The sequence below is a fragment of the Prosthecobacter sp. genome (assembly GCF_044378005.1).
Classification (GTDB): Bacteria; Verrucomicrobiota; Verrucomicrobiia; order Verrucomicrobiales; family Verrucomicrobiaceae; genus Prosthecobacter.
In genome coordinates this window covers 1-11009 of the sequence record NZ_JBILYB010000177.1, presented here as the reverse complement: position 1 = coordinate 11009, position 11009 = coordinate 1, and the positions used below count along the sequence as shown (strand labels likewise).

At 57.1% G+C, this 11009-nt stretch carries 13 protein-coding genes and 1 pseudogene; 11 read left to right on the top strand and 3 right to left on the bottom strand.

Features of this window, described 5'->3' with window-relative positions; translation table 11 throughout:
• The 4 genes from AC6FTP_RS23105 to AC6FTP_RS23090 all read left to right on the top strand — a co-directional run.
• On the top strand, nucleotides 1-581 hold a 581-nt coding region (locus AC6FTP_RS23105), incomplete at its 5' end, for a hypothetical protein (protein ID WP_497209266.1).
• Complete coding sequence (locus AC6FTP_RS23100) at nucleotides 574-750, top strand: hypothetical protein (RefSeq protein ID WP_497209265.1); 177 nt, start codon at nucleotides 574-576, stop codon at nucleotides 748-750. The genes AC6FTP_RS23105 and AC6FTP_RS23100, both read left to right, overlap by 8 nt.
• Before the next feature lie 31 nt (nucleotides 751-781).
• On the top strand, nucleotides 782-1387 hold the full coding sequence (locus AC6FTP_RS23095) for an ATP-binding protein (RefSeq protein ID WP_497209264.1): 606 nt from the start codon (nucleotides 782-784) through the stop codon (nucleotides 1385-1387).
• A gap of 93 nt (nucleotides 1388-1480) precedes the next feature.
• Nucleotides 1481-2275: a TraX family protein gene (locus AC6FTP_RS23090; RefSeq protein WP_497209263.1), complete on the top strand. Its 795-nt coding sequence runs from the start codon at nucleotides 1481-1483 to the stop codon at nucleotides 2273-2275.
• 24 nt (nucleotides 2276-2299) lie between these two features.
• Here the strand turns inward: AC6FTP_RS23090 and AC6FTP_RS23085 are convergent, their stop codons facing one another.
• Complete coding sequence (locus AC6FTP_RS23085; RefSeq protein ID WP_497209262.1) at nucleotides 2300-3991, bottom strand: SET domain-containing protein; 1692 nt, start codon at nucleotides 3989-3991, stop codon at nucleotides 2300-2302.
• A gap of 65 nt (nucleotides 3992-4056) precedes the next feature.
• The gene (locus AC6FTP_RS23080; RefSeq protein ID WP_497209261.1) at nucleotides 4057-4932 is read right to left on the bottom strand and encodes a ubiquitin-like protein; all 876 of its coding nucleotides are present in this window, start codon (nucleotides 4930-4932) and stop codon (nucleotides 4057-4059) included.
• A 266-nt stretch (nucleotides 4933-5198) separates the two neighbouring features.
• Between AC6FTP_RS23080 and AC6FTP_RS23075 the strand changes: the two genes are divergently transcribed.
• The 4 genes from AC6FTP_RS23075 to AC6FTP_RS23060 all read left to right on the top strand — a co-directional run bounded on the left by AC6FTP_RS23075 (nucleotide 5199) and on the right by AC6FTP_RS23060 (nucleotide 7395).
• Nucleotides 5199-5543, top strand: a complete 345-nt coding sequence (locus tag AC6FTP_RS23075) for a hypothetical protein (protein ID WP_497209260.1) — start codon at nucleotides 5199-5201, stop codon at nucleotides 5541-5543.
• A gap of 33 nt (nucleotides 5544-5576) precedes the next feature.
• On the top strand, nucleotides 5577-5876 hold the full coding sequence (locus AC6FTP_RS23070) for a hypothetical protein (RefSeq protein WP_497209259.1): 300 nt from the start codon (nucleotides 5577-5579) through the stop codon (nucleotides 5874-5876).
• 115 nt (nucleotides 5877-5991) lie between these two features.
• A complete protein-coding gene (locus AC6FTP_RS23065; protein ID WP_497209258.1) occupies nucleotides 5992-6408 on the top strand; it encodes a hypothetical protein in 417 nt (138 codons plus the stop codon).
• Nucleotides 6409-6426: 18 nt separating this feature from the next.
• A complete protein-coding gene (locus AC6FTP_RS23060; protein ID WP_497209257.1) occupies nucleotides 6427-7395 on the top strand; it encodes an ATP-binding protein in 969 nt (322 codons plus the stop codon).
• A gap of 152 nt (nucleotides 7396-7547) precedes the next feature.
• Here AC6FTP_RS23060 and AC6FTP_RS23055 read toward each other — a convergent pair whose 3' ends face one another.
• Entirely contained in the window at nucleotides 7548-8315 is a 768-nt protein-coding gene (locus AC6FTP_RS23055) for a hypothetical protein (RefSeq protein ID WP_497209256.1), read from the bottom strand.
• A gap of 230 nt (nucleotides 8316-8545) precedes the next feature.
• Here AC6FTP_RS23055 and AC6FTP_RS23050 point away from each other — a divergent pair, with 230 nt between their 5' ends.
• From AC6FTP_RS23050 to AC6FTP_RS23040, 3 genes and pseudogenes are all read left to right on the top strand, one after another.
• A complete protein-coding gene (locus AC6FTP_RS23050) occupies nucleotides 8546-10195 on the top strand; it encodes an AAA family ATPase (protein WP_497209255.1) in 1650 nt (549 codons plus the stop codon).
• 4 nt (nucleotides 10196-10199) lie between these two features.
• Nucleotides 10200-10508 carry a hypothetical protein gene (locus tag AC6FTP_RS23045; protein ID WP_497209254.1) on the top strand — a complete coding sequence of 103 codons (309 nt, stop codon included), beginning with the start codon at nucleotides 10200-10202 and terminating at the stop codon, nucleotides 10506-10508.
• Between the two features lie 65 nt (nucleotides 10509-10573).
• Nucleotides 10574-11009, top strand: a pseudogene (locus AC6FTP_RS23040) (hypothetical protein); the annotation flags it as partial.

The following is an 11009-nucleotide window of genomic DNA, read 5'->3' as shown; positions in this document are numbered from 1 at the left end:
AACCCGATATGAAACTCTTCAAACTGATCGCCAGCCGAGCTGGCCAAGTGTTGTTCGATGACCGTGTGGAGGCCGACTCCCCGCGTGAAGCCCGTGAACAGATGAAAGCCCTGATGGGGCTCAACTCCCTGACCGGGGTGGTGTATGCCATCACGGAAATCCCCATTGATCTCATCCAGAGCATCGTGGATGCGCGGCTCGTCGAGGCCCTGCAACGCCTCAATGGTGGGCAAGCTCCGGCCACGGTGGAGCAGATGATCCGCCCCATCGCCAGCGAGGCGGTGCGCGAACAACTCGCTAGCTTGCGGACAGTGCAGGCGGCGGAAGCTGCACCACCACCCACGCCGCAGAGGTTCGATGCGTTCACGCCTGCTGTGGACCAGATCATCGGCACGCCCGCATCGCCGAAGCCACGACGCAAGCGCACCAGCGTGACCACCCATGGCACGCTGGTGGATTGGAAAGCCGTGAAACGACTGTATCGCCGCACCGGTTCCATCAAGCAGACAGCCGCGCAGTTTGAGCTGTCGATCAACTCCGTGAAAGCACGCATCCGTCGGGAGGGCTGGACCCATGAGTGATCGACTTACCATCACCAAGTATGGCACGCGCTACTGGGCCGTGTGGATCGACGGCGAACTGCTGGCCGTCACGCTCTACAAGAAGGGCGCACGGTCGGTGGCCTCCGCGATTACGACGCTCTCCACGACTCATGGGAAGGAGGTCCATCATGGCATCCAAGCCGCGTGAACATGTTCTCAAACAAGCTCCGTCCTCGCCGATGAACTGGCGACCGCGCACAGCGGAAGATTTGATCGGCCAGGCCAAACGAGTGGCGCTGGCGCAGGCGAGCAAAGCCAAGCGGCTCGCCAGTGATCCTTCAGCCACGATGAAGCTGCTGCTCTATGGTCCGCCGGGTGTGGGTAAGACGAGTGTGGTTGAACTGGTGGCATTGCAACTCGCAGGCACGCCGCTGTCCATTGAGGACTACAACGGGCGTGAGGTAACGGTGGACCTTGTGCGCGATTGGATGCGGCAGCTTGCCTATGGCAGCCTGTTTAGTTCATGGTCGGTCAAGATCGTCAATGAGCTGGACCGCTGCTCACGAGAAGCGCAGGACTTGCTGCTCACCTACCTTGACCGATTGCCGCCGGGTCGGGCGTTCCTCGGCACGAGCAACCTGCAATTGGACCTGCTCACCGAGCGGTTCCAGACGCGGTTCCAAGCCATCAAGCTGCTGCCACCGACCACGGAGGAACTGGCGGCGTTCCTGAGCGCCCATTGGGCCGTGCCTTCCGTCACCGCGAACCAAATCGCCGTGGGCAGCGGCGGCTGCGTGCGAGCCGCGCTCGCCGATCTCGAATCCTACCTCGACCACACCCCATGAAACACATCCAACGAATGATTGATCAGTTTGCGAAGGGATTTTACAGATGGATCAGGGATAAACCTTGCTCCACGTGTGTAGGAGTGTATTCCCATGCGCATGGCGCGAAGATTGGCGAAACCTGCTAATGTAAAAAAACTGGATGGCGCGCTACTTGGCGGCAATACAGCTTGCTTGCCAGTGAAGACGAGCCTGCGCTTTGACGCGTTTACTCTCAAGCTTATTGCCATCACGGCGATGGCTGTGGATCACATCGGCGCGTTGATTTACCCAGAGGCTCTCTGGCTGCGGGTCGTGGGTCGATTTGCGATGCCGATCATCGCGTTTCTACTGGTGGAGGGTTATCACCAAACGCGGCACCTCGGACGATACTTGCTGCGTTTGCTGGTCTTTGCGGTGTTGGCCCAGCCAGTTTATCGGTTGGTATTTCCGCACGGACTCAATGTATTTTTTGATCTACTGGCGGGCCTGTGCGTGATCTGGGCGGCCGAGCGAATTCACTCGCGCTGGCTCTTGGCTGGACTGCTGCTGGCGGTTGGTGCCGCTGGTTTTTATGTCACCTTGGACTGGTGGCATCTGGGGGTGTGGATGATTTTTGTGTTTCATGCCACCCGCGGACGCTTTGGCTGGACGGTTGGTGCGCTGGGCGGATTATTGCTGGCGAACGCTGGTCTTTTTGCGGTCGTCAGCGCGAGGACTGGGGACCCTGGCTACCAGTTGATCAATTTCATCAATCTCGGCTGCATGTTGGCTCTTCCTCTCTTGAGCCGATACAATGGGCAAAGGGGGCGTGACTGCCGCTACCTTTTCTACACATTCTACCCAGGCCATTTGCTGCTGATTTATGGGATTCGGCCCTTGTTGGAGTGCTTAGGGTTTGGGTTTTAGTTCAGAACTAGGCCAGTCGGGTGATCACCTGGATTTGGCGACCACCTCTGCCCGGCGTAACTTGTCGCGCGTTTGCAATGTCTTGGGGTGGTTCAGCCCATAGCAGACTTGGCAAATGCTCAGCGACCGTTGCAGTGCTTCGGACGCCTCCGTGGCGTATTTTGAGCGCGTTTCTCGCGGCATGTTAGGCGTTGTCTTGATCCGCTCATTCAGTGACTGGGCGAAGGCTTCCAGATAATTGGCTAGGGGCGGGTAGTCGGGCAAAGTCGCGGTGGCCATTTCGACCAAGGTCCGCGCATAGGTTTCCTTGGCTGGATAGTCTTTGAGCACCGAGCAGCAGTTGATCAGTGGCAGGTAGCAGTTGAAGACGAGGGCGTGAGAAGCAGGAAGTCGGGTAAGTGCCGATTGCAACAGCGACTCGAAGGCGGCGCGGATCGGAGTTGCCGCACCGCCCATTAGTCCACGGGAATACAGGAGCATCGCCTCTTGTAAGCGATCCTGCAGGGGCTTGAGGTGGTTGTCGATGAGGTGACCGTAAGTGCAGCGCGCGTTACAGACCGAGCACGCCCATTTGGCGGAGCGATCCGCCAACCGATCGGTAAGCACGTCGCATGGGTGCAGCAGGCCGGGACAGCCCTTTGTCTGGTCGCAGAGCACAGCTGAGACCAAGGGTTCGGCACTGATGAGGCGAGCTTCCTCCTCGCTGGCCGGGCTTAGAGTGCAGCGCCGACAACGGCATTCAAACGACTTGGTCGCGTGGAGTTCTGCCCGTCGCTCGTCGCGTGTCGCGTAGAGTTCGGTGTAATTGACGCAAAGCTCTTCGCCCTCACGCACCGAGCGCAGGAGGCGGAATACCAACTGCGGCCCCTCATTGGTGTAGGTGCAGTTAGGCAGGCACGAGTGATTGAAAATGGAGCAAAGCGGGAAGAGGCCGAAGCCCATGGATTCGTTGGCGGCATTCGTGTGATTGAGGCCGTGCGAGTTGGAATTGATCTGTGAGGCCCACCTCAGGAAGAGGTCGAGTGGAGGGCGTATTTCCTCTGGCAGTCGGTCGCAAATGGATGACGCCAACGCACGCAAGGAGCGTCGCGATTCGGAATTCAATGCCCCAGTATGGACGAGCATTTGAGAGAAAGCCTCGGGCCCGGCCTCGAAGGTGAGGGGGGCGGAATGGAGTGCCTCTCGATCCGGCGGCTCCATGTTTTGCTGTAAGCTGGCTGCACGCTTTGCGACCAGCGCGAGAAAAGCGCGCACTAAGTCTGGAGGACAATGATGGCGGGCGGCGAGCAATGGCGCGTCGCGGAGTATCGCGCAGATGGGCTGGTGCAGGAGAGCCTGCTCGTCGCGGCACTTTGCTGAGCAGTAATGGGTTTGCCCGTTGCAACCCTCGCAATCCACCCGACGCGATAGGGATGGATGGGCAGCGGCGAAGTCGAGAGCGCACGAGTGACAGACAAACTCGCTGCACAGATCGGTTGGAATCCAGATGTAGCTGGTCTCTCGCAGTAAGATGGTGCCGGGCGGCTTTCCCACGAGTGCATGGGTGGCAATCGCGTGTCGTCCCAATGCTGCGGTGTGGTTGATCTGGAATAGAAACTCCGGAGAAGCGGCAACGCGTGACGTGAGAACATCAGCCAGGGTATTGGTTCTCTGCGCGCCAGACTGAAGCACCTGACCAAGCGCAGCGCGAAGCAGGTGTATCAAAGAGAGTGACATGGTGCGGTAGTCAGGTGGTGTCTGCGATTACCGCTTCAGGCCACGGTCCAGTTTCTGAGGCCGCATCATGGCGGAGGAATCATGGTGACCGTTATCGCATAAGAGTTCACGCTGCCGCAATTGTTACTCACACGGACCCAATAAACGCCGTCCGAAGTCAACGGGGCCGTAGTGAATGATGCACCGGTAGCATTAACGACGGGGTTGCTGATGTCGCCAGCTAGCCCAGCATACCATTGGTAAATCAGCGCGGTGCCTGTAGCTGTGACCGAGATGCTGGCCGTTTCTCCGCTGTTGATTGAGACGGAGGTTGGTTGAACCGTGATTTTCGGGATATTGATTACTTCGATCTTTTGTCTGAAGAAGCCGGTATTGCTGTTATTCGGCAAGATGGTTTTGCCATCCGCACTTAGCATGGCTGGGGTGATCGGCACCTCCTGCCAGGTGATGAAGTCGGTGGTTTTTTCGAGGGAAAGCTGGATGACACTCTGGGGAATTAATACAAGGTGGAGCGTCGATTCCGGCTGGATACCGTAATCTGCGAGGGTGCGACCGTCCTGCAACTGCGTGCCAGCAAAAATGAGGCGCTGCTGATCGGGTGGGATTCCCTCCTTGTCCTCGATCTTTTGCTTCACATTTTCGATAGAATCGCTGGCTTCCACGTCGAGCGTGATTGTCTTTCCTGTCAATGTTTTGACGAAGATTTGCATGCCAGAGGCATTGGACTTGGGGGAAATGGATAGTCCGAGAAACAAAGAAAGAAGCCAAATCAGCGTTTTATTGATTGCAAGGAAATTGCTTTCGAGGGGACGGCCCTTGAATGTGATCTTTGGCATAGAGTTGAGGGTATCTATGGGCGAAGAAGCAGGCAAGGGCAAAGGTTGCACAAGAGGCAGTTTGGCGAGGGAGAACTGAGGGAAGAGTGAAGGGTTTTGGTTCATCTGGGAAGTTGGTGCGGGAATCAGGGCCCAGTGTGTGAGGCTGCGACCGCCCTCGCGGCACTGATTCGTGATATGAATGACAAGAAGCTGCTCGAATAAAGGAATTGCGCGACTTCGCCGACTAGTTGGATTTGAACCTTTTGCATCATGTATTTATGGCCGTGTGCGAGCGCCAATATGGTGTCGCAAACGGCGCGACAACGGAGGGCAAGGTGACGAGGCAAGGAGACGGCCCGCAAGGGCAATGAACCTGAACCCACCTACCCATGAGCAAGAAAGACATGATCGAACAATTGCGCCATCGCCTTGCCAGCAACGACCGCTGGGCATTGCGCGCCCTGATGCGCATCTACCAGAACCAGACCGCCGACGAGCAATGCCGTGAAACCACCATCGAGCGCAACGGCATCGGGTTCACCGGACCTGATGCTGAAATTCTGACCAGCTTCGCTCGTCAGTATCAGCGACGCGGTGGCCTGAGTGAACGGCAGATGATCATCCTGCGCCGCCGCATCCAAGCCTATGCGCGGCAGATCCTGCAGTGCAGCGAAACCGCGCGCCTTAAAGCCGCCTTTTCAGGTAACAGTCATACGCAGTCTGCGGATAGCTGATTCCGGCAACCCAAATCCAAACCCAATACCACCATGCCCAAAGCCAGACCCCAAACTCAGAATGATCCTGCGATCATCGCCACCAAAGAGCCTTATCATGTGCGCATGTTCATCAACGACCGCCAGTGCGGTAACAACCAGACCTTCATCGACTGGTATGCTGATGACGAGGACGCAATCACCGATGCTCGAGCCTACTTCACCAGCCAAGGCTACCAAGTTGGTGAGGTGACGGTCTCATTCGGCGAAGTGCGACCCGCCAACAGCTTCGTTCCCGCCCTGCATGGCTTCATCCTCACCGTGCGCCTGATCAATGCCTCCTCGCAGCCATGAACCTTGACGCCCTTTTCGCTTGGATCGCCGTGGCCGCCTGGATGGCTGCCGCGCTGATCCTTGGCTGAATCATCCGCCGTCTGCGGACTCCACCCAAACCCAAACTGCTACCACCATGCTCAACCCACCCACCCGATTCCCCTACGTTCTCATTGGCTCGCCGTCCGTGCGCCACATTCCAATCCATGACCGAATGGATGGTTGCGCCATCCTCTGGGCCTGCGCGAAAGCGCGTTCGTTCATCCCAGCCAAGCTGGTCACCGCTGCTCCGCAGCCTCACTGCAATCAACACATGCGCGATCAACCCCTGCCTGATCCGAAGCGCTTCAACAGCCTGCGTGAACGCATCGGCTACTGGGAGAGTGTGTTGGAGTTGGATGATCCGGAAGTTCAACTCGGCGCAGCTGTGTGCGCTGCCCTCAACACTTATCTCCATCTGATGGGAGAGAACCATCTGGCGACCAAGCCCAAAGAGTTCATCCGCGTCATCACTGACTCCGCCCGCGAATGGGCGGAGGAATGCTTTCAATAACCCAAACCAGTTACCACCATGCCCACGACCACCCTGACCCAACAAAGCTCCGAAGTCGAGCTGCCACCTGACGCAGTCACCGTCGAAGACCACCGTAACCCGCGTCGCCGCAGGAGGGATCGCGATGAAGAGGAACCGCCCCCTGATGTGGGCGTGCTGGTGCAGCCGGAGCCTCGTCATGACCTCGACAAGCTGATCCTGCATCCTGAGATGAAGACCGACATCCACTCCGGCCTGCGAGCGCTGGAGATCCGCGCTGATCTCGACCGCATCTGGAACCTGAGCAGCATCCAGCCGCAGCAGGGTCGCTGCATCCTGAACTTCTACGGTCCACCCGGCACCGGCAAGACGCGCGCAGCTCTCGGCATCGCGCTGCGTCTCGGCAAGCCGCTCTACCAAGTGGATTACAGCGCGGTCATTTCCAAATACCTTGGTGACACCGCCAAGCACATCAAAGCCGCCTTTGCTGCTGCCCGTGAGCACGACGCGGTGTTGTTCTTCGATGAAGCCGACAGCCTGCTCTCCAAGCGAGTATCAACCGGCGAGTCCTGCTCCACCAGCATCAACCAGAACCGCAACTGCCTGATGCAGGAATTGGATCGGTTCGATGGCGTGGTGATCGTCACGACGAACCTGTTTGAAAACTACGACCCCGCGCTGCTGCGGCGCATCCAGCGCCACATCAAGTTCCGCGTTCCAGACGCCTCCATGCGCCGGGAGCTGTTCGCCTTTCACTTACCCAACCCAGATCGGGTGCAGGCTGATTACGCGATTCTCGCGGAGCTATCGAAGGGACTCAGTGGTGGGGACATCCTGAATGTGTGCGTGAATGCGATTCATGCGGGCAGCACGGATGCAGACACGTCGAAGTGGCGGGTAACGCAGGCGATACTGGAGCGAGAGATTGCGAAGGCGAAGAAGGCCAAGGCCGAACATGCAGGAGAGAAGGGCAAGAGTCGGCGGAGGATCGGGTTTCAGCCGAGTTGATCAAAGACGATGTTGCCTTTGATAGGGCCGTGCCGAGTTCACTATTTAGCTTAGCCGAGTAATCGATCGGACACGAAGTAGAAAATCACCATTGGGGCTATATGAACAGGCTCACACTTCTATTGCAAGGAACTCCCGATTCAATTCTCATGCTATTGCGGTGGTAGCTTCCTTGCTTGTTTGAGCAAGACCGGGTGCTTCGCGGCCAAGTGCTTTGGCTTCTCGGCCATTTCATCGTCTTCGAACTTCGTGATGATCTTGTTGTGCTGCAAAATCTGTGAAATCTCCTCTGGCTTGAGAGATTCCCCCTTCTTGCTGCAAAAAATTCGATAGACCGCCAACCGGGAAAAAGGATCTTCACCACTCCATATCCCGCAGAGCACTTGTTTCCGAGATCCTTCGCCTATGCAAGCCAGATGCGAAAACGTGGCCACAAACGCATCTGCTCGATTCTTGTGCGCAGCGAGAATCGCGAATGACTTGTTTCGAACCAGGCAAGCTTGCACCACAAAAACCCCATGCTTTTCATTCTTGATCGAACCTGTGAACCAGACCCAATTCGAATCTGGTCCTTCGACTCGTTCCAATTTGATGGTCTCAGGATGCCATTGCGTTTTCCCATCCTCTGGAGTGCGGGCGTGATCAATAAAATAACCAAACTCCAGATCCTCATAAAAGGATGGGTCATGGGGTAGACTTGCCACGTTCGTCGCTACAATGACCTGCTGGGGGCTCATTCCTAGCTTTTCAGCCACCTTCTTAATGGTGTCTAGCTTCACTGGTTTTCCAGCAATCAGTGCTTTCCTAGTTTGACTGGTGACACCCCAAAAAGCGTCAATAGCTTTGGGCGGCCAATTCAACAAGGCGAGCTTTTCATAGTGCTTTTTGAATGCGGCGGCGTTGGGCGTGACGGTAGACATGGCAAGCAAAAAAACGCAAATCAACAAGGATTCAGATTTAACGGGCGGTCTTCGCCGAACCACGCCCAGTCGATTTGAATCAAGCTCTATTCCTGAGTTATTTAATGCCAAAGGGCGTCCCAATCAACATCATGCATACCTTCAATTGTATCCCACCTTCGCTGTCAGGCTTTCCACTGTCATCGGCCTTTAGCTCCTCATCTCTCCGCCTTCTTCCCACTCCAGAGGACATGGTAGCTTACCTCGACAAGTTCATCGTCGGACAACAGCATGCCAAGTGGGCCATTTCCAGGGCCGTCTATAACCATTACCTCGCCCTATCCCTGCGGGAAACCGAACACCTTGATCTCGGGAGTCATCATGTTCTTTTGCTCGGCCCCACCGGCTGCGGCAAATCTTACCTGGCAAGCAAACTCGGCCAGTTTCTCGGTGTCCCCGTCGCCTTCACCTCGGCCGCCGGGTTGGTCGAGGCTGGCTACAAGGGCAATAGCGTGGAAACCCTCGTGCGCTCTCTTTTGGATGCTGCGGGTGGTGATCCGAAATCCGCCGAACGCGGCATTATCTTCATCGACGAAATCGACAAGGTTCGCCGCGCGGACGATATCGGTCGCGATGTAAGTGGTGAAGGCGTTCAGCAGGCCCTGCTGACCCTCCTGGACGGGCGCATCAGCAAGGGCAGCGAAAGCTATGATCATGCCGCAATCGACACCAGCAAGGTCTTGTTTATCTGCGCCGGTGCCTTTGTGAAGCTGCCCGAGATCGTGAACAAGCGAATCGGTTGCCACAGCCTGCGTAGAGTAGGTTTCCTGGAACAAGCGCGCTCTGAAGCCCTGGGCCAGCAGGCTCGCCCAGTCTTTGAATCCCTCTGCAAGGCCACCACTGAGGACTTCGACAAGTTCGGCATGATCCCCGAACTCATCGGCCGGTTCGGCTCTTTGGCTGTGTTGCAAGAACTTGGCATCGATGACTATTCACACATTCTTTCTGATGCCACTCAGAACGGCCCTTGGCAGCGGCATCAGGCTATCGCACGCGCTCACGGTATCAAGCTTGAAATCACCAGGCCGGCGATTGAGGATTTGGCCGCTCGCGCTGCCGACCTAGGCACCGGGGCCCGGGGACTCCAGCGTCTGCTAGCCGAGGCCTTGAACCGCCTTGATCAGAGTTGGCCATGTCTCGCCGACCAGGACGTCACCAAGGTCATCATCGACTTGGATTGCATCACCAACAACGCCAGCCCGAAATTGATCCGAGGCAAAAGTCGCGGCCCCGTTCGCCATGACGAAGAGTTGCGTCGGCTCGCCTTCGCCGGAGTTTCCACGGTTTTACGAGTGGGAGATATCCCGGTCAACTGCATCAGCAACACAGGCGGCTGGAGCGAGGATCGGGTTCAAGCACGACTCGATCAAGTGCTGGCAGCCCTAGACTGGGAAAACACCACCGGAAGTGCCCGCAAGTGGTGGGAGGCGTTCATTTATGAAAACCAACAGCGCAAGCCGCTGGTCCTGCTCCTGGCCGAAGAACTCGCCGTTCGCAAGGCCACCATCACCGAGTTCTTCCTCTGCTATGTGTATAGCAACACGGACAACATCCAGGCGAATCTGCATTACCTCGACTACACACGCCTGAAGAATGAGGAGGAAAAGAAACGCCGAGAGGCCTTGCAAAAGGCCGAGCATGATCGTCTGCTTCAGGCGGAGGAAAAGCGCAAACACGACCTTCCCCTTGGCCAAGGCATCATGCCCATCGAAAACCTTGCCCCCCCCTCCAGCGAAAGCGAGATGCATTGCTCAATGGATGAGAACCCGTTCACGGACGACCAGGACGAGCCTTGGGACGATCTCGATGACGATCCAGCGCACTCCGATATCCCCTTCTGACCCCGTGCCGGACATTCCCACCTCCCGGATGGGGAGGTGGGTTGCCGGCGGTATCGACTTCCTTTTCAACCTCATCTTCAGCCCTTATTCTTTTATGGTTTCTTACCCCTCTAAAGCTGGACTCGTCGACAGTGACCGCCTTCGTGACTTATTTACTCCGCAACAGATCGATTGGCTGGTGCATCTGGCCTACTTCGCCCTTCAACAGGAGGCATTCCAGTTCGCCCCAAAGCAGTTCCAGATCACCGATGAAGAACTCCTCGAGTTCTACTACCGCGTCGGCTCCGCGCTCGGAATTGAGCCGGACCGCTGAGGCAGTGGTGGAGACTCCATGGCCGGCTGGAGGCCGCACTACTGATCGGCTGTGAATCCGTGCCGGTGGATGAGCAGGACTATGCCAGCGAAGCCGAGGAACTTGCTGATCTGCTCGCGGACAACCGCCTCGCCGAACTGGCGGAACTCGATGAAGGAGATCTGAAGCGGCTGCTCAAATCCATCCAGGAAAGCGATCCCTCCTTTGATCTCGAACTCACCGGCTTTGCCGAAGATGAGATCCGCAAACTGTTCGACGCCGAAGACCCCACCGAGGAGATGGAAACTATCCCGCGCATGGAGTGCCAGGCGTTCGAGCACCACGACTACCTCGTCTTCATGTTCCATGACCTGCGCGACTGGATGCAGGTGCTGCAGCTCATGGGCGTGCGCGAGGTGGATTACTCGATCACACGAACCACCAAAAAACTCGGCATCGGCCGTGTCCTCTATGGAAAACGCCTCCTCGATCTCTGCAAACGGGCCGCTCTGGCCGGAACTC

Coding starts and splice junctions, on each gene's coding strand:
- AC6FTP_RS23100 (WP_497209265.1), top strand. CDS start 574: ATGAGTGATCGACTTACCATCACCAAGTATGGCACGCGCTACTGGGCC.
- AC6FTP_RS23095 (WP_497209264.1), top strand. CDS start 782: ATGAACTGGCGACCGCGCACAGCGGAAGATTTGATCGGCCAGGCCAAA.
- AC6FTP_RS23090 (WP_497209263.1), top strand. CDS start 1,481: ATGCGCATGGCGCGAAGATTGGCGAAACCTGCTAATGTAAAAAAACTG.
- AC6FTP_RS23085 (WP_497209262.1), bottom strand. CDS start 3,991: ATGTCACTCTCTTTGATACACCTGCTTCGCGCTGCGCTTGGTCAGGTG.
- AC6FTP_RS23080 (WP_497209261.1), bottom strand. CDS start 4,932: ATGAACCAAAACCCTTCACTCTTCCCTCAGTTCTCCCTCGCCAAACTG.
- AC6FTP_RS23075 (WP_497209260.1), top strand. CDS start 5,199: ATGAGCAAGAAAGACATGATCGAACAATTGCGCCATCGCCTTGCCAGC.
- AC6FTP_RS23070 (WP_497209259.1), top strand. CDS start 5,577: ATGCCCAAAGCCAGACCCCAAACTCAGAATGATCCTGCGATCATCGCC.
- AC6FTP_RS23065 (WP_497209258.1), top strand. CDS start 5,992: ATGCTCAACCCACCCACCCGATTCCCCTACGTTCTCATTGGCTCGCCG.
- AC6FTP_RS23060 (WP_497209257.1), top strand. CDS start 6,427: ATGCCCACGACCACCCTGACCCAACAAAGCTCCGAAGTCGAGCTGCCA.
- AC6FTP_RS23055 (WP_497209256.1), bottom strand. CDS start 8,315: ATGTCTACCGTCACGCCCAACGCCGCCGCATTCAAAAAGCACTATGAA.
- AC6FTP_RS23050 (WP_497209255.1), top strand. CDS start 8,546: ATGGTAGCTTACCTCGACAAGTTCATCGTCGGACAACAGCATGCCAAG.